The organism is Chryseobacterium vietnamense, assembly GCF_031454475.1.
GTDB lineage: Bacteria > Bacteroidota > Bacteroidia > Flavobacteriales > Weeksellaceae > Chryseobacterium > Chryseobacterium vietnamense.
This window is the reverse complement of record NZ_JAVDQX010000001.1, coordinates 208843-232800: the sequence shown is the minus strand read 5'-3', so window position 1 is coordinate 232800 and position 23958 is coordinate 208843. Positions and strand designations below refer to the sequence as shown.

Annotated in this window: 18 protein-coding genes; 11 read left to right on the top strand and 7 right to left on the bottom strand. The window is 37.2% G+C overall.

Annotated features, from left to right (window positions below; genetic code table 11):
- The first annotated feature begins 218 nt into the window (after positions 1-218).
- The 4 genes from J2786_RS01030 to J2786_RS01015 all read left to right on the top strand — a co-directional run bounded on the left by J2786_RS01030 (position 219) and on the right by J2786_RS01015 (position 7009).
- Positions 219-2342, top strand: coding sequence for a S8 family peptidase (locus tag J2786_RS01030; protein ID WP_047432454.1), 2124 nt, complete (start codon positions 219-221; stop codon positions 2340-2342).
- Between the two features lie 75 nt (positions 2343-2417).
- Positions 2418-4490: an alpha-ketoacid dehydrogenase subunit alpha/beta gene (locus J2786_RS01025; protein ID WP_047432458.1), complete on the top strand. Its 2073-nt coding sequence runs from the start codon at positions 2418-2420 to the stop codon at positions 4488-4490.
- A gap of 207 nt (positions 4491-4697) precedes the next feature.
- Positions 4698-5729: a bestrophin family protein gene (locus tag J2786_RS01020; RefSeq protein ID WP_047432461.1), complete on the top strand. Its 1032-nt coding sequence runs from the start codon at positions 4698-4700 to the stop codon at positions 5727-5729.
- A 188-nt stretch (positions 5730-5917) separates the two neighbouring features.
- Positions 5918-7009 carry a serine hydrolase domain-containing protein gene (locus J2786_RS01015; protein ID WP_047432464.1) on the top strand — a complete coding sequence of 364 codons (1092 nt, stop codon included), beginning with the start codon at positions 5918-5920 and terminating at the stop codon, positions 7007-7009.
- 37 nt (positions 7010-7046) lie between these two features.
- On the opposite strand, the gene J2786_RS01010 is transcribed toward J2786_RS01015, so the two are convergent.
- Positions 7047-7505 carry an Lrp/AsnC family transcriptional regulator gene (locus tag J2786_RS01010; RefSeq protein ID WP_047432467.1) on the bottom strand — a complete coding sequence of 153 codons (459 nt, stop codon included), beginning with the start codon at positions 7503-7505 and terminating at the stop codon, positions 7047-7049.
- A 157-nt stretch (positions 7506-7662) separates the two neighbouring features.
- On the opposite strand from J2786_RS01010, the gene J2786_RS01005 reads away from it, so the two are divergent.
- Positions 7663-8892: an aminotransferase class I/II-fold pyridoxal phosphate-dependent enzyme gene (locus J2786_RS01005; protein ID WP_047432470.1), complete on the top strand. Its 1230-nt coding sequence runs from the start codon at positions 7663-7665 to the stop codon at positions 8890-8892.
- Between the two features lie 194 nt (positions 8893-9086).
- Here J2786_RS01005 and J2786_RS01000 read toward each other — a convergent pair whose 3' ends face one another.
- Positions 9087-10091 (bottom strand): glycosyltransferase family 2 protein, encoded by a 1005-nt coding sequence (locus tag J2786_RS01000; RefSeq protein WP_047432473.1) that lies wholly within the window; start codon positions 10089-10091, stop codon positions 9087-9089.
- 208 nt (positions 10092-10299) lie between these two features.
- On the opposite strand from J2786_RS01000, the gene J2786_RS00995 reads away from it, so the two are divergent.
- Positions 10300-11313 carry an SDR family NAD(P)-dependent oxidoreductase gene (locus J2786_RS00995; protein WP_310023640.1) on the top strand — a complete coding sequence of 338 codons (1014 nt, stop codon included), beginning with the start codon at positions 10300-10302 and terminating at the stop codon, positions 11311-11313.
- A 39-nt stretch (positions 11314-11352) separates the two neighbouring features.
- The gene (locus J2786_RS00990; protein ID WP_047432475.1) at positions 11353-12159 is read left to right on the top strand and encodes a helix-turn-helix domain-containing protein; all 807 of its coding nucleotides are present in this window, start codon (positions 11353-11355) and stop codon (positions 12157-12159) included.
- A gap of 69 nt (positions 12160-12228) precedes the next feature.
- On the opposite strand, the gene J2786_RS00985 is transcribed toward J2786_RS00990, so the two are convergent.
- From J2786_RS00985 to J2786_RS00975, 3 genes are all read right to left on the bottom strand, one after another.
- On the bottom strand, positions 12229-12396 hold the full coding sequence (locus J2786_RS00985; protein ID WP_156121464.1) for a hypothetical protein: 168 nt from the start codon (positions 12394-12396) through the stop codon (positions 12229-12231).
- An 11-nt stretch (positions 12397-12407) separates the two neighbouring features.
- Positions 12408-13676, bottom strand: coding sequence for an NHL domain-containing protein (locus tag J2786_RS00980; RefSeq protein ID WP_052187008.1), 1269 nt, complete (start codon positions 13674-13676; stop codon positions 12408-12410).
- Positions 13677-13804: 128 nt separating this feature from the next.
- Positions 13805-14968: a THUMP domain-containing class I SAM-dependent RNA methyltransferase gene (locus J2786_RS00975; protein ID WP_047432479.1), complete on the bottom strand. Its 1164-nt coding sequence runs from the start codon at positions 14966-14968 to the stop codon at positions 13805-13807.
- 137 nt (positions 14969-15105) lie between these two features.
- Between J2786_RS00975 and J2786_RS00970 the strand changes: the two genes are divergently transcribed.
- The 4 genes from J2786_RS00970 to J2786_RS00955 all read left to right on the top strand — a co-directional run bounded on the left by J2786_RS00970 (position 15106) and on the right by J2786_RS00955 (position 21270).
- Positions 15106-15831 (top strand): class I SAM-dependent DNA methyltransferase, encoded by a 726-nt coding sequence (locus tag J2786_RS00970; protein WP_047432483.1) that lies wholly within the window; start codon positions 15106-15108, stop codon positions 15829-15831.
- Positions 15831-16559, top strand: coding sequence for a ZIP family metal transporter (locus J2786_RS00965; protein WP_047432485.1), 729 nt, complete (start codon positions 15831-15833; stop codon positions 16557-16559). The genes J2786_RS00970 and J2786_RS00965 overlap by 1 nt, the downstream gene beginning before the upstream one ends.
- 309 nt (positions 16560-16868) lie before the next feature.
- On the top strand, positions 16869-19607 hold the full coding sequence (locus J2786_RS00960) for a SusC/RagA family TonB-linked outer membrane protein (protein WP_047432487.1): 2739 nt from the start codon (positions 16869-16871) through the stop codon (positions 19605-19607).
- Positions 19608-19617: 10 nt separating this feature from the next.
- Entirely contained in the window at positions 19618-21270 is a 1653-nt protein-coding gene (locus J2786_RS00955) for a RagB/SusD family nutrient uptake outer membrane protein (protein WP_047432490.1), read from the top strand.
- A gap of 119 nt (positions 21271-21389) precedes the next feature.
- On the opposite strand, the gene J2786_RS00950 is transcribed toward J2786_RS00955, so the two are convergent.
- Positions 21390-22775, bottom strand: a complete 1386-nt coding sequence (locus J2786_RS00950; RefSeq protein ID WP_310023633.1) for an OmpP1/FadL family transporter — start codon at positions 22773-22775, stop codon at positions 21390-21392.
- 54 nt (positions 22776-22829) lie between these two features.
- A complete protein-coding gene (locus J2786_RS00945; protein WP_047432495.1) occupies positions 22830-23951 on the bottom strand; it encodes a hypothetical protein in 1122 nt (373 codons plus the stop codon).
- Between the last annotated feature and the right edge of the window lie 7 nt (positions 23952-23958).

Here is a 23958-nt window from a genome sequence, read left to right as displayed (position 1 = left end):
TTTTTCCAATTATTAGTTTACGATAAAACACAAAAACGTACAATATTCAGAATAGTCAAACCGTTTTATTTTACAAAAAAGACAACCAACTCAAACAATGTTGAAATAAAATATTAAAAAGTAATTAAAAAAATTAGAATTATTTACCTAAAACTATTAATTACTAAATATTTACCATATATTTGAAGAATTACAATTTTAATATTTCAACAACTAAAATGAAGAAACATCTACTTCTCATCAGCACATTAGCAATAGCTTTAGTAAGTGCACAAAACAACGATGGTTTAAAGAGAGAATTTGAAAGGCAAAACAAAGAGAATAACGAAAAGTTTGACTCTTATGTTTCTAGAAGATTTGGTAGTGATAGAAATCCTGAAACTCAAAAAATAATTCAGGAAATGAGAGAAAATCTGGCAGGGTTTAGTGGAAATGTTCCGAACTTTTATCAGTCAGAAGATCAAACTCAGATTTTAAATAACAATGTTGATGCCTTAACAACTGCGGGAGGCGTTAATGGACTATCCGGATCATTTAAAGGTGAAGGTATTGTATATGCAATTTTTGATGGAGGCAGAATTTATGAAGCTCATACCGCATTTAATAATGCTGCAGGCAGAATTTCCAATAAAGAAGCAGCAACGAATGCTTACAGCGCCCATTCTACAGGGGTAGCAAGTATTATTGGTGCGAAATCCTCGCCTTTGTCAGCTACCAGCAATGGAGTAACAATCACAGGAAATGCAATGGGAATCGCATTAAATTCTACAATGGATTCTTACAGATTTGCAACAACAACACTGCCGGGCAACTCAACTACAAGTACTGTATTTGATAAAATCTTGTTAGCTCAACCTAAAATATCCAATCACTCTTATGGTATCAACGCTGCCTGGGATTATAAAACCACAGCCAACGGATATCCTGCCAACGGATGGTATTGGGGAGGAAATTATATTTCCGGAACTAATTACGATTTAATGGGAACCTATTACACCAATGACCGTGCATATGATGCTATCGTGTATAATAACCCAACTTATACTATCGTGAAATCTGCCGGAAATTATTTCGGATTCGGACCAGGATATTCAGGGAGCACTACAACAGCTTATTATTATAACGGATCAGGATATTCAACCTATGCAACAGGTACAGAACCACCTGCTAACTGTGCACAAGGGTATGACTGTATAGGGTATAGCTCATTAGCTAAAAACATTATTGTAGTAGGTGCAACAGATCCTATTACAACAAATAACAGCAGATATACTGCAGCTACAGATGTTTTAAAGTCTGATTACAGCAGCGCAGGCCCCAGAGATGATGGTGGTATTAAACCAGATATTTCTGCCCCGGGTACCGATGTCTGGATGGCATCTACAGCAGAAAATACAACAGGAAGTATAACCTGGCAAATTAATAGCGGAACCTCAATGGCAGCTCCTCAGGTAGCGGGAATTATTGGGCTTTGGATGCAGATTTATAAATCTTTATTCAACAATGCTCAGCTTGTTGCTTCTGCGTCAAAAACTCTAATGGTACATTCAGCGCTTGAAGCTGGTCAGATAGGCCCAGATCCATGGTACGGCTGGGGATACATCAATGCAAAAAAAGGAGCTGAACTTCTTGTAGGAAAATCCAACAACACCATCATATTTAATGATGAAACATTAAACAATGGTGCAGTTAACACAAAAACAGTTAAAGCATCAGGAACTGAACCTTTAAAAGTAACAATATCCTGGATTGATCCGGAATATACCAATATTACGAATCAATGGGATAATTTATACAACAACAGAACTTCAAGATTAATTAATGATTTAGATGTAAAGATTATCAATACAGCAAACAATACAACTTACCTTCCCTGGAAACTGGATGCAAACAACCCTATGACTCCTGCAACAAAAGGAGATAACACCGTAGACAACGTAGAACAGGTAGTTATTGACAATCCTACACCAGGAGCTGTTTATAGAATTGAAATTTCTCATAAAGGAACATTAAAAAATAATGCTTCTCCAAGTGTAACTTCTCCTCAAAACTACTCCGTGATTGTAACAGGATTTACTGAAGTATTAGGAGCTAAAGAAACCGGATTTGCAATGGACGCGGTAACAGTTGCTCCAACTGTCGTAAAAGACTTTACCAATATATTAAAAGCTCCTAAAAAGTCGACTTTTAATGTTTATGATCTTTCAGGTAAAAAACTACAAACAGGTATCATTAACAATGATAAAGAAGCAGTAGATTTATCCGCTTACACAAAAGGAATTTATATCATTGAAGTAAAAACAGACAAAGATGTTATTTCTAAAAAAGTGATCAAGGAATAACCTTTATAAACAAAGATTTTTCACAAAATACTAACAGTTGTTAGTATTTTGTTTTTTTATGTATATTTGCTTCCTATGGAAAATGCACTTCACGAAAAAGTTTCTCAGGATATATTACTCAAAGCGTATAATCATATGATGCTGGCTAAGGCGATGGCTGACATTTACGAAGAAAACAGAAATGTATGCAAATACGTTCACAGCACTTCTAGAGGTCATGAAGCTATTCAGCTTGCAACAGCTTATCAGTTAAAGAAAGAAGACTGGGTTTCTCCTTATTACAGAGACGAAAGTATTCTTTTAGGAATTGGTTTTGAACCTTACCAATTAATGCTTCAATTACTGGCAAAAGCTGATGATCCTTTTTCGGGAGGAAGATCTTATTACTCACACCCTTCGAGCAAGGATGAAAATAAACCTAAAATTGTTCACCAGAGTTCAGCCACAGGAATGCAGACTATTCCTACGACAGGTGTTGCACAGGGAATCAAATATATTCAGGATTTTAACCTTCAGAATTTTGAAAACAATCCTGTTGTGGTTTGTAGTCTTGGAGATAATTCCGTTACAGAAGGAGAAGTGAGTGAAGCTTTGCAATTTGCCGCTTTACACCAGCTTCCTATCATCTTCCTGGTTCAGGATAATGAATGGGGAATTTCTGTAACTAAAGACGAAGCAAGAACATGTGACGCTTATGATTTTGTAGCCGGATTTACCGGATTGAGCAGAATGAGAGTAGACGGAACTGATTTTGTGGAAAGTTTTGAGGCCATGAAAAAAGCTGTAGACTTTGTAAGAACAGAAAGAAAACCTTTGGTTGTCTGTGCAAAGACAGTATTGATCGGACATCACACTTCCGGAGTAAGAAGAGAATTCTATAGAGACGAAGAAGATCTAACAAAACATAGAGCTAAAGATCCGGGAGAAATACTTAGAAAACACTTACTGGAAACTGGTGTTGACGAAGATCTTTTAAAACAAATTACCAAAAAAGCGCGTCTTGAAGCAGAAGAAGCTTTCGAAAAAGCTAAAAATGCAGAAGACCCAAAACCTGAAACTGTAATGCAGCACGTTTTTGCTCCTACTCCTATCACGGAGGAAACAGGAACACGTGAACCTGCCAACGGAGAAAAAATTGTAATGGTAGATGCTGCCATCCACGCGATACAGGAATTGATGTGGAAACATCCGGAAGCTCTTCTTTACGGACAGGATGTAGGAGAAAGAATTGGTGGGGTGTTCCGTGAAACGGTGACTTTAGGAAAAAAATTCGGAAGTAAAAGAGTTTTCAATACGGCAATTCAGGAGGCCTACATCATTGGATCCACAGCGGGAATGAGTGCTGTTGGACTAAAACCAATTGTTGAGGTTCAGTTTGCAGATTATATTTACCCTGGTATCAACCAGCTAATCACCGAGATTTCAAAATCCAACTATTTGAGTGGCGGAAAATTCCCTGTAAGTAATATTATCCGTGTTCCTATCGGTGCATACGGCGGCGGCGGTCCTTATCACAGTGGAAGTGTTGAAAGTATTTTAGCCAATATCAAAGGAATTAAAATAGCATACCCAAGTAATGCTGCAGACTTTAAAGGGTTATTAAAAGCAGCTTATTACGATCCGAACCCGGTGGTAATGCTTGAACATAAAGGATTATACTGGAGTAAAGTTCCGGGAACTGAAGATGCTAAGACGATAGAGCCAGCTGAAGATTATGTTCTTCCGTTTGGAAAAGGTAAAGTAATTATTGAAGCAGATAAAGAAGAAACCGAAAAAGGCAGAACTTTACTCGTGGTTACCTATGGAATGGGAGTTTACTGGGCTAAAGAAGCAGCTAAGAATTTCAACGGAAGAGTTGAAGTGATTGACTTAAGAACATTAATTCCTCTGGATGAAGAATTAGTTTTTGAAAGAGTGAAAGCCCATGGAAAATGTATCGTTCTCACTGAAGAGCAACTTAACAATTCTTTTGCAGAAGCTTTTGCACACCGTATTTCCAAAAACTGCTTCAAGTATCTTGATGCACCGGTAGAAACGATGGGATCACTGGATGTACCTGCCGTTCCAATCAATCTGATTCTGGAAAAAGAAATGCTTCCGAATGCTGAAAAACTAAGCAATAAGATTGAAGAAATGCTGAAATATTAATTTTATATAAAATTAAAACCTCTAAAAATTTTTAGAGGTTTTTTTATGCATTTTTTTCACTACTTTTATTTAAGATTATCAATCTCAATTCTAACCCATTACAAAACAACAAAACACAATTATCCATTATCTGAGAGGTATTATGAAACACAAGTAATCCCAGTTTGGTATTTATTTTGTCTATACACGCAAAACACATCCATCTTTATGATCACAACAAAATACGTCAATTATAAGCAGGTTCTCAATTTATCAGGTTTTCATCTTATACTGATTTCAATCTGGTGTACCCTGATCGCTGTCCTGTTCTATTTTTTCAATTGGCAGTGGATGACAATTCCTTGGGTTCCTGTGGCATTGATTGGTACAGCAGAAGCATTCCTTGTGGGTTTTAAAAACAACCAGGCTTATGACAGACTTTGGGAAGCCAGAAAAATCTGGGGAGGAATAGTGAATTCAAGCCGTTCGTTTGCTTCTATGGTGTATGCTTTCGATACCAAAAATGAAGAAATTGGTGTTTTTGATCTTGAAGACCGCAAAAGAAGAATCGTTTACCGTCATATTGCATGGTTATATACTTTCCGTGAACAGCTTTTGGTGCCTACAGAATGGGAACACATCAGTACAGAAAATAATAAATTCGGGAATATCAACCTGAGAAGAAACAGATTAATTAAAGCGGGTTTCCCTGATTATGGAAGAGCTCCTATTTTCCTGCACAAATATCTGTCAGAAGAAGAGTATGAGCTTAAAAATGATTATAAAAACTTTGCTACGTATCTGGTTGCTCAGCAAGCAAAAGACATCAATGAGCTGAAAAACATGAATGCCATTACGGAGTTCAATCAGACTCAGCTTCAAAACAGCCTCAATGAATTCTACAATTTCCAGGGGCAGGCAGAAAGAATCAAAAAATTTCCTTCTCCAAGACAGTTTGCCAGCACAGCCTTTGTTTTCAATATTCTTTTTATCATGCTTCTTCCGCTAGGATTAGTAAATGAGTTTGCAAAACTTGGTGATTGGGGAATCTGGACCTCTATTCCATTTTGTATCATTATCGGATGGATTTACATTATTATGGAGCTGGTGGGTGATTATTCTGAGAATCCTTTTGCGGGATTAATGTTTGACGTTCCTATGCTTTCTATATGCAGAACAATTGAAATAGATCTTCTTCAAATGAGTGGAGAAACAGATCTTCCTGATCCTATTGCTTCCAAAAACGGAGTATTAGTGTAATTTTTGAGGATTACTTCGTTAAAAACAAAATTTCAGATTTGCGATAAAAATATGAAGTAAAATATACTTAAAACTTCATTGTTTTTCATAATTTAGAGGCATTGAAAGCATAAGATATGTTGATTCATCAGAATCGATTGAGCTTTTCCTTTTTTCATCAGCTAATAATTTATCCCTTTTTTTAAACAATGAAATTCAAGCAACCCCTGCAGGTTATAACTGTGTTATGTTTTACCTTATTCTACTCTAAAGTAAAGTCGCAGGCGGCCTTTAATAAAGAATTACCTAAAGAGTTTACAGACCAATTCACCAAAGAAATTAACGACAGTATTCCTTCTTTGGGATCTTTTATTGTTTCACAAAACAACAAGGTAGTTTATGAGGAGTATTTCCACGGAGCCAACAAAGAGACCATCTTCAGTATAAAATCGGTAACCAAAAGTATCGTCTCTGTTCTGGCAGGCATTGCACAGGATAAAAATATACTTCCCAATCTCAATACTCCGGTTTTAAAAATTCTTCCGGAATATAATGTCTCAAGAAGCAGTTTCAAAAATATTTCCAATATTGAAGGAAAAGTAGCCCATGACTCTATCAGAAATACATTAACGTTGAAAAATCTGCTGACTATGCAGGGTGGTTTTGACTGGGTTGAAAATTCGAAAATTTCAACAGCCATGTCTTTTTCCAGTGATCCGGTAAAATTTGTACTGGATCTTCCTTTTGAAGAATATCCAGGAACTGTATTCAATTATAACAGCGGTGAAACTCATCTTTTTGGTGCCGCATTGGCAAAAATAGTGAAGACCAACCTGAAACAGTTTGCCACAGAGAATCTTTTCAGACCATTAAAGATGAATACTCCCCGATGGGATACAGACTCCATGAACAGGAATATTGCAGGTTCAGAGATGTTTATGAAACCTGAAGACATGCTTAAGTTTGGTTTGATGGTTCTGAACAATGGAAAGCTTAGCGGCAGACAGATTGTTTCCTCAAAATGGATTCAGGAATCTACTTCGGAACATGCAAAACTGAATTCCTGGGATGTCATGCCGGATGCCAACGGATACGGCTATTACTGGTGGCGAAGAAAGACCAACGGACATCAGGCGTATGTAGCCACCGGTTATGGTGGCCAGCTTATCTGCATCATTCCTGATTTAAAAATAGTAATCGTAACAACCTGCTTTTTGAATGACAAAAACAGAGGCAGAACCGAGATTAAAAGGCTTCATTATTTTATCGACAAAATGACCAAAGGAGATTCACAACCCTAAATCTTCCATTCAGTTTAGATCAAATGGCTGTGATAAGCTACAACACAATCGCCGTAGTATTTTTTACTTCGGAAATCATAAAAGAGCTGTGGGTACTGGCGATATGCTGAAGCGTTGTAAGTTTTGTCAGCATAAAACTACGGTAATCTTCAATGTCTTTCACTCCTATTTTAAGGATATAATCATAATCTCCACTTACATGAAAACACTCCGTAACTTCCTGAAGATCCATCACTTCTTTTTCAAATTGAAGGACAAATTCCTTTTTATGCTGGCTTAGTTTCACATGACACAAAACGATAAAATTTTTCTTAACTTTACTCTTGTCCAGTAAGGCTACATATTTTGAAATAACACCTGCATTTTCAAGCTTTTTTACACGCTCATAAATTGCTGTAACAGACAATCCAAGCTTACCGGACAGCTCTTTGGTGGTTTGTTTACAATCTTCCTGTAAAAAAAATAAAAGTTTCTTATCAGTTTCGTCAAGTTCCATAGATATTTTTTTGGTAAAAATTTAATAATATCGAAGATACTAAATAATTTTTCTAAATAAATAATATTTTACAGTTTTATATTCTATAAATTCAAATTTATATTGTAATTATTAGGAAATTAATGCAAATTGGAACGATAAAATAAAAACAATATTTATGGAAAACTTTAACGCAGCCAATGAGATCCAGGATCTTCAGTATTTTGGTGAATTCGGAGGAGTGAATCCTTCTATCTCAGATAGCTCTACCTATACATTCCTTTCTGCAAAGACGATGTTTGATACTTTCGAAGGAAATGCAGAAGGATGCTACCTGTATTCCAGACATTCATCACCAATGAATCTTTATCTGGCCCAGGCTCTTGCCAAGATGGAAAACACAGAATCTGCCAACGTTACAGCATCCGGAATGGGAGCTATTACTTCTGTTTTGATGCAGGTGTGCAAAAGTGGAGACCATATTATTTCGAGCAGAACCATTTACGGAGGTACGTATGCCTTTCTTAAAAACTTCATGCCTCAGTTTAATGTAGCGGCCAGCTTTGTTGATATCAACAATTTTGAGTCTATAGAAAATGCTATTACTCCCAATACTAAAGTAATCTACTGTGAAAGTGTAAGCAACCCGCTTCTTGAAGTAGCAGACCTTAGAAAGCTTTCTGAAATCTGTAAAAAACACAACCTGAAACTGATTGTAGACAATACCTTCTCCCCTCTTTCCATCTCTCCAACATTATTCGGGGCTGATGTGGTGATTCACAGTTTAACAAAGTTCATCAACGGAAGCAGTGATACGGTAGGAGGTGTATATTGTGCCACACAGGCCTTTATTGATGACACCAAAAATGTAAATTCCGGAGCATGTATGCTTCTCGGACCTACTATGGACAGTTTAAGATCTTCAAGTATCTTAAAGAACCTGAGAACATTGCATATCAGAATAAAACAGCATAGCCACAATGCTATGTATCTGGCTGAAAGATTCGAAAAAGATGGCTTAAAAGTATCTTATCCAGGTTTACCATCCCATAAAAATCATGAATTAATGAAAAGCATGATTCATGAAGAGTACGGATATGGAGGATTACTTACTCTTGATGCCGGAACTACAGAAAAAGCAAACGAACTGATGGAGCTGATGCAGACAGAAAATCTGGGGTATCTTGCGGTGAGTTTAGGGTTCTATAAAACTTTATTCTCATGCTCAGGAAAGTCTACCTCATCTGAAATTCCTGAAGAAGAAAGAGCTTCCATAGGTATTTCCGACGGGCTGATCAGATTCTCCATCGGTCTTGACCACGATATCAAAAGGACTTATCATAAAATGAAAGAATGTATGCAGAAAGTAGGAGTTCTTAACCACCATGAAAACATTTCTATCATCTAAATTTATTATTGTAAAAAGGCTGTTTCGTTTTGAAACAGCCTTTTTTTATTTTCTTAATTGATAACTCCAGCCGCTTAGATTCCTGCGGAATGACAAAGATTGTGTATAATTACAAGCAAAAAAATCAATAGGAATGGGCTTTAGCCCATTTATCAAAAAAGAATTCTTTCGATCGGCTTTAGCCAAAACTTAAATTACTTTTTATAATAATGGTGCGGAAAAGCATCTTCGGGTTTCATTCTGAAAACATTCAGCAAAATCCAGGATTTTAAGAATCCGTATCCGTAAGAAAACATCTGAATATAGGTGGAAATAACCGCCATTCCGGCAATACTGATATTTTTTGTCAGCAATAAAGCGTGAAACAATACCAAAAAAGTATACAATCCATAAAAGGCAAGGATTATTCCTCTACCCATCATAAAATACTCCAGAAAGCCCATCACATATCCCAGCATAAACAAAGTAGGAAAAGCAAAGGAGATCTTTACATAATTCGGGTGTCTCTGGTTAAGAATCGGTCTTGCACAGCCAAACTGATAGACCTGTTTGGAGAATTTTCCAAAATCAACCCTGCGCTTATGGTATACGGCAATATCATCAAAAAAAGCAGTAGTAAAACCATTTTCCCAAAGGGTCATAGAAAGATCAGGATCCTCTCCTATTCTCAGTTCTGAAAATCCGCCTACTTTTTTAAAGACTTCTTTTTTCACGCCCATATTAAAACTTCTGGGTTGAAACTTAGAAACTGCTTTTTTACTTCCTCTGATTCCTCCGGTTGTAAAAACAGAAGTCATGGAATAGGAAATAGCCTTCTGCATCAGATTAAATCCTTTATGTGCTTTATCTGCTCCTCCAAATGCATCGCAAGGAATTGTAAGAATATCGTTTTTGATATGTTCAATATAATCTTTTTCAACAATGACATCACTGTCTACAAATACCAGCCATTCGTTAGCGGCTCTTGCTGCCCCATAATTTCTTGTCAATCCAGGCCCTGAATTATCTTTTCTGAAATATTTAATATCCAGGATTCCATCAAAATTTTTAATAGTAGGTTTCAGATCGATTAAAGAACCGTCATCCACAATAATCATCTCAAACTCCTTATCTGTCTGTTGAGTAAGGGAGGTCAGCAGCTCAAAAAGTTCGTCTTTTCGGTTGTAAATGGCAACGACAATGGAAATAGTAGGCTTCAAATTGAAAATTTTTCAAAATTACTTATTCGCAGGACAACCTACAAACAGTTTAACAGCTTATTCAGATAAATTAACGATAGAGAATTTTATCAGCTTTACTTCATGGAGATTACAAATGAAATTCTGAGCCAAGTTATTTGACATTTTAAACAAAATAAACACAGAAAATCCCTCCTAATTTTGCTATAGAAATTTAAAACAATAAAAAATGGAACCTATTATCAGCGCAATACAACAACCTATTCAATCAGGCTTTAATGCTTTCTCAACAGCTCAGGAAGTAATAAAGGGAATTGATCTTACCGGAAAAACAATCATTATCACCGGCGGCTATGCAGGAATCGGTCTTGAAACTACAAAAGTCCTTGCTTCAGCAGGAGCCCATGTCATCATTCCTGCGAGAGATATTGAAAAAGCAGGAAAAAATCTTTCAGGAATTGAAAATATTGAACTCGAAAAAATGGATCTGATGGATCCGGCATCTATTGACGCGTTTGCAGAAAAATTTATATCGTCAGGCAGAAGTCTGGATATTCTCATTAATAATGCAGGCATTATGTGGGTACCGCTCCGCAGGGACAGCAGAGGTATAGAATCTCAATTGGCAACCAATTACCTTGGACAGTTCCATCTTACCTCAAAATTATGGACAGCTCTGAAAAAAGCAAATGGAGCAAGGGTTATCAGTGTTTCTTCTTATGGACATCAGATGGCTCCGTTTAATTTTGAAGACCCCAATTTTGAAAAAAGAGATTATGACACCCTTTCCGGATATGGACAATCCAAAACGGCCTGTAATTTATTTTCCGTAGAACTCGATGAAAAAGGAAAAGAGTTCAATATCAGAGCATATTCCCTTCATCCAGGTTCAGTCTATGGCACTGATCTGGGCAGAGAAGAACCCATCGAGCTTTTTAAACAGCTCGGAACGCATGATGAAAACGGAAATATCAAACCGGAAGTTGAAGCACGTTTAAAAACCATTCAACAAGGAGCTGCTACTACAATCTGGTGCGCTGTAAGCCCTCAGCTTAACGAAATCGGTGGAGTTTATTGTGAAAATTGCGATATTGCAGAAATCGACAGAGGGCAAATTGAGCACAGGTTTGATGAACCGGCTACGATCCGCGGAGTACAGCCCTATTCCATTGACAAAAACAATGCAGAGCAATTATGGAAACTGAGTGAAGAGATGCTGGGATTTACCTTTGACACCAAATAATTGTTTTTTAAATACATTTGTAATGAAAAACTTTTGACAATGGATTTCCAGATACAATACCTCACACCGGATATCAAGCTTTCCAGTTATGATGATAAGCTGTTCAAAACAGAAACGGTTTTTGAATATCATATGCTGGTCTGGTTTATATCAGGAGAAACGAAAATTATCCAGGCAGACAAAACCTATCTGTTCAAAGCAGGAGATATTTTTCTGATTCCGAGAAATCATCTTGCCACCATCATTAATTATCCGAAGGATGGACTTCCTCACAAAGCAGTAGTGATGCATCTTACCACAGAACGTCTGAAAGCATTTTACAGTTCTATCGGCTATCAAAGGATAGACGGGCATCGGAAACACAGTATTCGCAGTTTCAGCAGTCATCCGCTTCTGAACAGCTGTCTGGCCTCTCTCATTCCTTATTTTGATATTGAAGGTCCGTTTCCTGAAAGCATTGCTCATTTAAAGATCACTGAAGCCATTAGTATTTTAAGAGAAATTGATCAGAATATAGATTCTATACTCGCTGATTTTGATGAGCCGGGAAAAGTTGATCTGATCAATTTTATGGAAAAAAATTATATGTTCAATATGCCACTGGAACGGTTCGGGTATCTGACAGGAAGAAGTTTGTCTACTTTTAACCGGGATTTCAGAAAGATCTTCCAAACCACTCCACAGCGGTGGCTTACCCAAAAGCGTCTGGAACTGGCCTATTATCATTTATCCGAAAAAAACAAAAAGCCTTCTGATGTCTTTCTGGAAGTAGGTTTTGAAGACCTCTCGCATTTTTCACATGCCTTTAAAAAACAGTATGGCTTTGCTCCTTCACTGGCACAATAAAACAAAATAGGTTGTACTAATATGTACAACCTGTTTTTATTATTTCGATTTAACTGAATTCTATTGCAGTTATTTTTTCTGTGGAATATCCGAATCTTTTAGCTCTTTCTTTTGAGATATTACATTGTGATTTAAAGCCTTTCTTTCAGGTTTTGAAGGTGATGATTTTGATCCAGAACCCAACATACCAAATACATCCAAAACCACATCAAACAGATCTAAAAAATTCCAGGACATATTATATTCTATTATTCTTTAATAATTTTCGCAGATTTCGCTTTTCCATCAGTTAAAATATAAACACCCTTAGGCAAAGAAGATATGTCCACATTTTGTGTTTTACCGGATTTCAAATTGATATTTTTAATTTTTTTACCTGAAATATCCATCAATAGTAACCATTCATTGGTAAGAGATTGTAAGCTGAATTCATTTTTTGCAGGATTGGGATAAATTAGCATTTCTCTATTTTTCATCAATTCCTTAGTAGAAAGTACATTATTCATCATTATTTTACGAATTCTATGATTACCTACATCCGCAATATATAAATTCCCCTGATTGTCAATAGTTATTCCATTTGGATTATAAAATTTTGCATTACCGGCAGTCCCGTCTTCAAATCCTAATATGCTTCCTGATAATGTAGAAACCTGATTTCCTGAAATTTTACGAATTCTGTTGTTCATTGTATCAGTTATAAATAAATCAGCAGATTTATTTGAAACCAATTTAAGTGGATTATAAAACTTAGCATTAGCCAATGTTCCATCTGCAAATCCGTAGTTACTTCCTGAAATAGTAGAAACCTGACCTGACGATATTTTGCGTATTTTATTATTCCAATTATCTACTACATATAGATCCTGCCCCACTACTTCTATGTCTGTTGGATAATCAAACCTGCTTGATAATGCATTGCCATCTATATATCCAGCCACTCCATCACCTGCAATTGTTGTAACCTGGCCTCCTGTTATTCGTCTTATTCTGTTATTATTTTGATCGGCAACATATATAATTCCTTCTTTGTCGATTGCTATCCCAGCAGGATTTTTGAATTGCGCTGTTGCGTTGTCACCATCAGCAAAACCAGCAGTACCATTCCCGGCAAAAGTAGAAACATCTCCTGATGGACTTACTTTTCTGATTCTGTTATTATAAAAATCTGATACATAAATGTTCCCAAAAGCATCAACAATAAGATCATTAATACCATTAAATTTAACAATGTTTGGACTTCCGTCTGCAAAACCTTGCGTACCATCTCCAGCTAAAGTAGATACATTTCCTGATGGAGTTATTTTCCTAAGCCGGTAATTCCCCGTATCAGCAACATATACATTCCCCACATCGTCTACAGCAACACCGGCAGGACGGTTAAACATTGCAGAATTTACATTTCCGTCCGCATATCCTTCCGTCCCATTTCCCGCTAATGTAGAAACCGTGATTACTTGTGAAAAAATTTGAGAATGCAGTATAACTGAGACAATAACTGCGTAGATTTTTTTCATGTATTAGTTTTAAAAATTTGTGATAAAAATATAACAAATAACCTAAAAAAACATCACAGACAATAATATTTAAAAGATAATTGATATAAAGAAGCCCTTTCAGACTTGAAAGGGCTGTATCCGAGTTTTTATTTATCTTCCAATTTATGGATTTTCTTCGTTCCCTCATACATTTCATATTGTAAAAATCTCGTTTCCAGCTTTCCATTGAAAAGTTTGATTTTTCTCGAAGGTCGCAAACCTATTTTCTTCACCGCTTCAAGATCGGAAGAGATCAGCCAGGCCAGTGTATTCGGATAATGCGTTTTAAAGGTATCTCCGATTTTCTTGTAGAAATCATCATCATTGATGGAGATTCTCTCATCGTATGGTGGATTGAATACCATTAATAATGGGAAAAGTTCTTTTTTGGAATCAAAGAAATTCTGTTTTTTAATCTCAATAACATCTTCCATTTCTGCAGCCTCTACATTCATTCTTGCAGCGTTCAGCATTCTTGCATCAATATCGTACCCAACAATCTTTCCATCAAACTGTCTGACTCTGTTGATTCTAAACTCTTTAATTTTCGCAAATAGGTCTGCATCATAGTTATTCCAGTTCTGGAACCCGAATCTTTTTCTGAAAATCTGAGCCGGAAGATCCATCGCAATCATTGCTGCTTCAATCAATAATGTTCCTGAACCACACATCGGATCAAGGAAGTTTCCTTTTCCGTCCCAACCTGCCAGCTGAAGCATTCCACTTGCCAGTACTTCATTGATAGGAGCCTCGCCCTGCTCTCTTCTGTATCCTCTTTTAAACAAAGGATCTCCTGAAGAATCCATAGAAATCATTACCAATTCTCTGTCAATATGAAGGTGGAATTTGATATCCGGATTTCTCGTTTCTACATTCGGACGTCTTTTGAATTTTTCCTGAAAATAATCTACAATAGCATCCTTCATTTTTAAAGTAACAAACTGAGAATGTTTGAATGTTTCGGAATTCACCGTTGAATCAATAGAGAAAGACTGATCAACATCCATGAAGTTCTCCCACTCAAACTTAAACAGTCTGTCATAAAATTGATGCTGGTTAAAGGCCTTGAACTCGTGAATCGGAACCAAAATTTTCAATGCTGTTCTCGCAGAGTAATTGATTTTATAAAGGAAACCAAGATCTCCTTCACAGTTTACTGCCCTGTTTTTAATTTCAACATTTCTTCCGCCCAATTTTTTGATTTCTTCTGCCAGAATCTGCTCCAATCCGAAGAATGTCTTTATCTGTATTTTAATATTTTCTGTATCCATAAGTTTGAATTAAAAGATTTAAAGCTTTAAAAATTAAAAGTTTAGCCATCCAACTTCTTATCCAATTGAATTTTTCAATCTCTTAATGTTGTAAAATACTTTGCTTTTAACCGCACAAATTTAGTTATTTTTGCATTATGGAATGGTTTGAATCTTGGTTTGATACCCCTTATTATCATTTGCTTTATAGCAACAGAGACTATACAGAAGCAGAAAACTTCATTACAAAGCTCACAGCGGACCTTCAGCTTCCGCCTCAGTCGAAAATCATAGATCTTGCCTGTGGTAAGGGAAGACACTCTGTTTTCCTTAATAAATTAGGGTATGATGTTTTGGGACTTGATCTTTCAAGACAAAGTATTGAATCTGACAAACAGTATGAAAATCAAACGCTGCTTTTTGAAGTTCATGATATGAGAAACCCCATTGATGCGGATCCGATGGATGCTGTATTCAATTTATTTACAAGTTTTGGGTATTTTGACAATGAAAGTGATGATAAAAAAGTATTCCAATCGGTTTACAATGCTTTAAAGCCAGGAGGATATTTCGTACTGGACTATCTGAACGAGGAATTTGTAAGAAGTACCTTAGTTCCTGAAACTACCATTACCCGCGGCGATATTGAATTCAGAATATTAAAGAAAATTGAGGGAAGACATGTCATCAAAGACATCCGTTTTGAAGCCGACGGTAAACCGTTTCATTTCTTTGAAAAAGTAAAACTTCATACTCTGGAAGCCATTCATGCATATGCTTCTGAATGTGGATTTGAAAGAATAAAAATCTGGGGAGATTATCAGCTGAATGAATTTAAGAAAGAAAGTTCCCCGCGATGCATCAATTTATTTAAGAAAAAATAATGACAACAGTACTTTTACTGATTTTAAGTGTCGTAACAGGAGTATTTCTGGGAAAACACTTTGGTAAAAAAGAGAAACTGGCTAAAAATCTACTGATATTAAGTGCCGGTTTTTTGATTACAATCTGTCTTAATGAAGTGTTTCCGCAGGTTTATACCTCTTCAGGGAGCAGCAGTCTTGGGATATTTGTAATCGCAGGAGTTCTTCTTCAGATGATTCTGGAGGCACTTACCAAAGGTTTTGAACACGGACACTTCCATCATCATAGTGAACATAATATTCTTCCCGTTGCTTTAATGGTAGGATTGTTTATCCATGCTTTTATTGAGGGGATTCCTTTGGCTAACGAACAGCACGAGATGTCGCCTTACCTCTGGGGAATTGTATTTCATAATCTTCCCATTTCATTTATTCTGGGAGCCTTTTTATTTAACAGAAAAGGAGAATCAAAAAGTTCTTCGTCCTATCCCTCTATTCTCATTGTAGCCTTGTTTGCCCTGGCTTCTCCAATGGGAATGTTGTTAGGAAATTATTTCAACCCGGATCTTCAGCCTTATTTTCTGGCGATCGTAGGGGGAATTTTCCTTCATATTTCATCCGTAATCATTTTTGAAAGCAATAAAAATCACAATATCGATTGGGTAAAAATCGGACTGGTTGTTTTAGGAGTCTCACTTGCATTGATGATGCATCTTTTCCATCAACACCCCGCTACTCATTCTCATTAGTATAAAAAAAGCTTCGGAATCAGACTGCCCCCAAAAAGATAGACACTTTTTAGGGGCATTTTTTATTTTAGCTTATTGAATTAGTATATGTTTCCCGAGGCTATTACCATTAATCTTTACTTATAATATTTTAGACAAATAAATTAAAATTTGCTTTTTTAAAAATATTTTACGTTAAAAAATAAATAGAAATTAAATATTTAAACTAAAATATGAAACAAAACACAATAGTTAACATTTTTTAACACACACTTAATAACCATACGTTGTTTTTTGTACTTTAGCCACATTACCATCACTTAAAAATGTATGAAAAGACAAAAGAACCTAACAACATCAGTATGCTTTTTTTTAATGACCGGTTTTATAACGGCCCAGACTACAAAGAAAACAGATTCTTTAGAAGAAAAAAAAATTGATGACATTGTAATTATCGGTTACAAAGCCCAGAAAAAATCCAGCCTTACAGCTGCTGTTTCTGTTATTTCCAACAAAAAACTTCAGGATTCCAACACCCCCAGTGTATCGGGACTTCTTCAGGGGAAAGCTGCAGGAGTTCAGATCTTACCTGGCGGAGGTTCTGCAGGTTCTGTAGCCACTGTAAAAATCAGGGGAACATCTACTATCAATGGTCCCAGCTCTGCCCTTTGGGTAGTAGATGGCGTAGTAATGCCCTATGCCCCCAATCTGGATCCCAGCCAGATTGAAAGTATCAATATTTTAAAAGATGCTGCTTCTACAGCCTTGTATGGTTCCAAAGCAGCCAATGGTATTGTACAGGTGTTTACCAAATCGGGAAATTCCGGAAAGGGAATATTAAGCGTTTCTCTTAATAATTCTTTTAATGTGTTTAATAACGGACGTTTCAAACTTATGAACGGAACGCAGCTGTATGACTATTTCACCTCATTAAAAGGAGCCCCTGAAATCCCTGCAACCCTTAGAAATGATGGTTACAACTGGCTGAAAGGCGGTACACAAACCGGAACTGTACAAAATTATACTATTGATTTCAGAGGTGGATCAGACCATTCCAAAACCTATATTTCAGGAAATTATTATAATGAAACAGGAACAATAAAGGGAGATGAATACAACAGGCTTTCATTCAGAATCAATCATGAACAGACCATAAAGCCGTGGCTGATCCTGAAACCCAAAGTGAGCTTATCCTACACTACGGGAAAAGATACTCAGGCTTCACTTTCTCAAATGTATCTTAATATGCCATGGGATAATCCAAGGGACGCTAACGGAAACCTGATCCGGGTTGATGAGGATTACACAGATTGGTATGGCAGAGATAAAAGTAATTATCTGTATGATCTTCAATGGAACTATGGTAAAAGCAATCAGCTGGACCTCATAGGAAATCTGGATGCTGAAATCCGGTTTACCGATTATCTCAAATTCATCACGACCAACAATGTTACCTACAAAAATTATGATGATATGTACTATACCGATCCAAGATCAGTCAGCGGGACAAGTAATAAGGGTGAGCTAACAGAGAGATACCAAAAGGATATAAGCAAGTTTTTTAACCAGATGCTGAGATTTGATAAAGATTTTGGAAACCATAACATCAATGCATTAGCTGCTTATGAATATACCGATAGATTCTATAAGGCATCACAAGCAGGTGTTTACGGTGTAGTACCTGATACAGATATTTTTAATACCGGAGCAACCACAGGTCAAAAACCATCGGGAACCAAATCAGACAGAGCTTATAATGCTTTTATGTTCAATGCTGAATATATCTTTAATCAAAAATATTTTGTACAGGGGTCTTTAAGGAGCGAATCATCTTCTGCATTCGGTGCCAACAAAAGAAATGGCCTATTCTATGCCTATAGTGCAGGATGGAACATTCATAAAGAAAGCTTTTTCAAGGTAAAACCTGTTAATGAATGGAAATTACGAGCAAGCAGAGGACTTGTGGGAAATACGCCCAGCCCTAATTACGGATGGCAGGACTTATATTCACTGACACAAAAATACAACGGTCAGATAGGGGCAACATGGTACCAGCTTGGAAACCCTGCGCTAACCTGGGAGTCTATCTATCAAAATAATATTGGTACGGATATCAGGGCTTTTAACAACAGACTTACTTTAAATATTGATTACTTTAATAACAAAACGAAAGACTTGCTTATGCTTGTTCCACTGCCATCATTGACAGGGGTTGACAGACAATACCTTAATATTGGCGATGTCAGAAACAAAGGCTGGGAATTCAACGTAAATTATTCTATTATCCGTTCAAAAGAGATCAGCTGGGAGCTTGGATTCAATATCAGCACTTATAAAAACAGTGTACTTTCCACCCGAAATAATGGCACACAAATATTGGATAACTATCACGTTGCAATACCAGGATATGACGTCTCCTCTTTCTATATGAGAAAGTGGCTGGGCGTAAATCCGGACAATGGTGAAGGACAATGGGAAGTAATCAACCCGGATGGAAGCAGAAGTGCAACCTCAAAATACAATCTGGCTACCGTACAGGTGACAGGCGCGACAACACCGGATTATTATGGCTCTGTTAGTACCAATCTGAATGTCAAAAACTTCTATCTTGCTGCAAATCTTTATTTCTCGCAAGGTGGGCAAGTGTATAATACGTACAGAGAATTATATGATTCAGACGGCGCCTACCCTTATTACAACCAGATGGTTTTAGAAAATGGTTGGACGAGATGGGAAAAGCCTGGAGATATCGCCACCCATCCGGCTGCTGTGTACAACAATAATTCATTAACAAATAAGACATCATCACGGTATCTTGAGGATGCCAGCTTTGTCAAGTTAAGATCCCTGAGAATAGGATATAATTTACCTGCATCTCTAACAGAAAAGATGAAAATAAAATCGGCGAATATTTACATTATGGGTGAGAATTTATTTACCATCACCAAATTCTCCGGCGTGGATCCGGAAATTGGTAATGCAGACACCCAAAACGTCTATTCAGGTAATGCAGGAGCTATCTACCCTATTCCGAGAAGATTTTCTTTAGGTTTAAACTTTTCTTTTTAAAAAAATAATTATGAAAAAAATACTTATTCCCATTCTTATACTATCATTAACGGCATGCAACATAGACCGTTCACCATATGATTCAAAGGAATCTGATGTTATTCTTGCGGACGCAACAGGACTGAAGACCATAACCTTAGGAAATTACGCATTGCTTAAAGGAGATGCTGAAGGGGGTGGTTTTTACAACAACCTGTACAGGATCAGCGAGTACGGTGGTGATAATATCGACATCAGCGGGACTACCAGCGATTCTTTCTTTTATTACTACAATTATAAAAGCATTAAAAACAATTACCGCACTAATATCATCTGGAACTCCGGATATAAGGCCATTATTGGGTGCAACAGAGTGATATCAAAGGTTACCGAAGGGAAAGACACAGAAACAGACCAGCTGATAGGTGAAAATTATTTCCTGAGAGCTTATGTATACTTTTCTATGGTCAATGTATTCGGAAGACCGTATAATCAGGGGACGGGCAATTCCGGAATACCTCTAAAATTATCTGATGACGTCAATGATTTGCCCGCAAGAGCTACTGTAGGAGAAATATACAATCAGGTGGTAAGCGATCTTCTGAAAGCAGAAAAACTAATGACACTGGATAAAACTAACATATATGCATCCAAAGAAGCAGCACAGGCTTTACTTTCCAGAGTCTATCTTTACATGGAAAACAATGATAAAGCAGTAGAATATGCCGATAAGGTTATCAACTCCGGAAAATATACACTCTTATCCAAAGCAGAACTGCCTGCTTATGCTACTAAAACTCCAGAAAACAATACAGAAACCATTTTTGCATTTAAATATAATAAAGATGGAGACTATAGTGATGGCTGGTATACTGTAGGTTCTATGTATGCCACCATACAGAATGTAGGCTGGGGTGAAATGTACGCTTCATCTTCTTACCTGGATCTTATCAATCAGAATCCTCAGGATGCAAGGCTGAAGTTTATTTCTCCGAAATACAGCAGCCCGGCAGTTCCCGTAGCGTATTGGGTACAAAAAGGAACCAGCTCATCCGGTACTGCAACCTACAGTTATCAATTCCAGAAGACCTTCCAGCAGAATGGAAATACTTATTTTACTATGAATAATATCAATTACCAGGTACAATCTGAGGCAGCACCCAATAAAACAAACTATTATTTTGTTAATGCCACCGGTGGGAAAACTTATGTTTACCTTGATAATGATATGGATAAAAGAAATGGGTATCCTAAATTTTATGTTTTAAAATGCTCATTACAGGAAGGAGTTCCTCAGTTATGGTCGCCGGTTATTGTACGACTGGCAGAAATATATCTTAACAGAGCAGAAGCCTATGCAAAAAAAGGAAATACTGCTTCAGCACTCACAGATGTAAATATCATCCGAACAAGAGCGGGAATACCTGTATACAATTCAACTCCTGCAGGACAGACTGCACTGGATGTCGTTCTACAGGAAAGAAGGCTGGAAATGGCTTTTGAAGGGCATAGAAGATATGATATCTTCAGGAACAAACTTGATCTCGACAGACAATATCCCGGCACCCATTTAAGCGGAAATAATGTCTTTTATACGGTAACTTATACGCATAACAGGGTAGTAGAATATATTCCTGAACAGCAGATCCAGATTCAGCCGAATCTGGTGCAGAATCCTGATTAAAAATTGACATGTATACTTTTATTGTATAAAGGCACGAAACAAAATCGGCAAAAAAAAGAGGCTGTCCTGAAAGTTTGGACAGCCTCTTTGTATATTTTGATATTTTTTAAAGCACCAGATTAGAATTTCCATCCTAAAGTAAGGAAGAAATTATTTCTGTTGTTTTTCACATTACTTACAGCATAATCCGGACTTTCAAAAATTTTACTCGAAGAATAATATGATGAATCAAAATTATCACCCATATATCCTCTCATAAAAGGATTTGCATATTTGGAAGAAATATTCTGATAAGATGCATCAATATAGAATGATTTGAAATCATATCCAATACCGAAAGAAAGTGTATTTCTGTCACTTAACATAAGATTGTTGTAAGACTCATCTCCCACAGTGCCTGCATCATTAAATCTGCTGATTGTAAGTGCATCAAAAGGACTTGACTGGTAAGAGTATCCTCCTCTCAGTCTGAACTGCTGCACTCTGTACTCAGCTCCCACTCTTACTTCTGAAAGATTCTTGTAGTTATCTTTGAAGAAATCATTCAATTCTCTTTCTGCACCTCCGTAGACCTTATAATCAGGTTTTGTAAGTCCCAGAGTATAGTCAACGTTCAATGAGAAGTTTTTACTCGCTACAAAGGCTGCACTCACTGTTGCTTTAAGCGGTGAAGTGAACTTTCTGTTTTCAGCTCCCATATCATCCCCATAAACAGGATCATTATAGAAATAATAATTTCTGTCTATCGTCCAGAACGTAGGTGTTTCTAGAGATGCTCCCACTCTGAAATTAGGACTTAGTTTTCCAATTACCCCTAATGAAGCAGAAAAACCTGATGATCTCTCTGAATATGGAGTATCCTGCTTACTGAATGCTTCTGTAGAGCCATTAGCAAGATTTCGGTACAATAAAGTATCATACTGATCCAATGAAGCATTGAAAAAGTTGAAACCTGCTCCTAAATATAAATTATGATTATAGTTGGCACCTACTCCGAAACTCATCTTTGACAAGTTACCGTATCTCTCATACATATGTCCTGCCAACGCCGCATCCTTGGTAATATCATCCTTATCAAAGGCATAAACAACATTATTATTTCCTGGTGACTGGATTACATTGTCCAAAGTCTGGTTAGAAAAATTAATACCAATATTGATAAACTTCCATCCGGTTTCTGTCATCAAAGGAAAAGCAATTATTCCTCCTGCATTTCCAAGATCTCCTTTGGTTTTGCTATAATCTATTGTAGATCCTCCTAAAGAACTTTTATTTTTATTTCCTAAAACAGATAAAGTTCCTGAAACCTCTCCTGAAATAGCGACTCCCAAACCTGCGGGGTTCGTAAGCAAAGAGTTTGCATCACCACCCAGCGCACCATTAGCTCCAGCCATCGCATTAAACTTGGCTGATCCCACCATAGGAGTAGTTGAATAAACCTCTACCGTATTTCTTATGACAGAAACATCCTGAGCCTGTGCATAAAATGCGGCAGAAATGCTCATTAATACTAAAGATTTTTTTAACATTATTTTTTAATAGTTTATTAATTTGAAAAATTATCTGAAGCCTCCTCTTCCGCCGCCGCCGGATCTCATTCCGCCACCGCCTCCTGAAGAGCCACCTCTGAAGCCGCCTCCACCGGAGTTAAAACCACCACTGGATCTGAAACCTCCTGAGTCATTAGATCTGAAGCCTCCGTTATTGTTGTTATATCTTGGCTGTGGTTGCTGATAATTATAATTGGGTCTTGTTTGTGACGAAGAATTACGGAATCCACCATTAGATTGTGTATTTCTGAAACCTCCTGAATTACCGTTTCTGAAGCCTCCTGAATTGCTATCTCTGAATCCGCCGTTGCTGTTTCTGAAACCACCATTGGAATTAGAATCTCTGAAACCACCGTTATTATTAGTGTTTCTGAAGCCTCCATTAGTATTTCTGAAACCTGAATTAGCAGTATTCGTTCTGTACACTGCGTTGGCTACCCCTGTATTCTGGAATCCACCTCCACTGATACCGCTTCTTCTGGAAACAGGTCTGTTGTAGTAACCACCACCCCAGTAACCTCCTCCGTATCCCCAATATGGGTTTCCGTAGTATCCGCCCCAGAATGGATCATAGTATCCTCCATAGCCGTATCCCCAGTATGGACTACCCCATCCGTAAGAGCCTCCCCAGCCCCAGCCGAATGATCCGCCCCAACCCCAGGACATACTTGCACCCCAGCCCCAGCCACGGTTCATACCCCAACCCCAATACGGGCTGTAACCACCATACCATCCCCACGGAGATCCCCATCCCCATGAGTTATCATAGTAGTTCGTCTGAGAACCTGCATAAAGTCCCCAATCCGAGTCTGTAGCATTAGAGTTCCAATTGGTATTGGTACCACTCCAGTCATTATATCTGTTTTGCTGCTCTCTGGAATTCGTCTGTGCATTCTGAATCACATTGGAATCCTGATAGTAGTCATAATATTCTCCTACTCTGTTTCCGCTATCATTAATGATAACTCCTTCAGGTAGCGTATCCTTATTGGGGTCGTAATACACCCCATCCGTCTCGCTATACCCTCCCATCTGAGCACCACAAGACACAAGTAATAATCCGCCTGATATAGCCAATATCCCTTTGGATCTTAGCAGACCAAGCAAATTTTTATGTATATTTCTTTTCATGATAACG

Excerpts from the sequence above, each read along its gene's own strand:
- J2786_RS00945 (WP_047432495.1), bottom strand. The coding sequence starts at position 23,951 with ATGAAAAGAAATATACATAAAAATTTGCTTGGTCTGCTAAGATCCAAA.
- J2786_RS00975 (WP_047432479.1), bottom strand. The coding sequence starts at position 14,968 with ATGGATACAGAAAATATTAAAATACAGATAAAGACATTCTTCGGATTG.
- J2786_RS01015 (WP_047432464.1), top strand. The coding sequence starts at position 5,918 with ATGAAATTCAAGCAACCCCTGCAGGTTATAACTGTGTTATGTTTTACC.
- J2786_RS00955 (WP_047432490.1), top strand. The coding sequence starts at position 19,618 with ATGAAAAAAATACTTATTCCCATTCTTATACTATCATTAACGGCATGC.
- J2786_RS01025 (WP_047432458.1), top strand. The coding sequence starts at position 2,418 with ATGGAAAATGCACTTCACGAAAAAGTTTCTCAGGATATATTACTCAAA.
- J2786_RS00950 (WP_310023633.1), bottom strand. The coding sequence starts at position 22,775 with ATGAGCATTTCTGCCGCATTTTATGCACAGGCTCAGGATGTTTCTGTC.
- J2786_RS01005 (WP_047432470.1), top strand. The coding sequence starts at position 7,663 with ATGGAAAACTTTAACGCAGCCAATGAGATCCAGGATCTTCAGTATTTT.
- J2786_RS00980 (WP_052187008.1), bottom strand. The coding sequence starts at position 13,676 with ATGAAAAAAATCTACGCAGTTATTGTCTCAGTTATACTGCATTCTCAA.
- J2786_RS00970 (WP_047432483.1), top strand. The coding sequence starts at position 15,106 with ATGGAATGGTTTGAATCTTGGTTTGATACCCCTTATTATCATTTGCTT.
- J2786_RS00990 (WP_047432475.1), top strand. The coding sequence starts at position 11,353 with ATGGATTTCCAGATACAATACCTCACACCGGATATCAAGCTTTCCAGT.
- J2786_RS01020 (WP_047432461.1), top strand. The coding sequence starts at position 4,698 with ATGATCACAACAAAATACGTCAATTATAAGCAGGTTCTCAATTTATCA.
- J2786_RS01010 (WP_047432467.1), bottom strand. The coding sequence starts at position 7,505 with ATGGAACTTGACGAAACTGATAAGAAACTTTTATTTTTTTTACAGGAA.
- J2786_RS01030 (WP_047432454.1), top strand. The coding sequence starts at position 219 with ATGAAGAAACATCTACTTCTCATCAGCACATTAGCAATAGCTTTAGTA.
- J2786_RS00965 (WP_047432485.1), top strand. The coding sequence starts at position 15,831 with ATGACAACAGTACTTTTACTGATTTTAAGTGTCGTAACAGGAGTATTT.
- J2786_RS00995 (WP_310023640.1), top strand. The coding sequence starts at position 10,300 with ATGGAACCTATTATCAGCGCAATACAACAACCTATTCAATCAGGCTTT.
- J2786_RS00960 (WP_047432487.1), top strand. The coding sequence starts at position 16,869 with ATGAAAAGACAAAAGAACCTAACAACATCAGTATGCTTTTTTTTAATG.
- J2786_RS00985 (WP_156121464.1), bottom strand. The coding sequence starts at position 12,396 with ATGTCCTGGAATTTTTTAGATCTGTTTGATGTGGTTTTGGATGTATTT.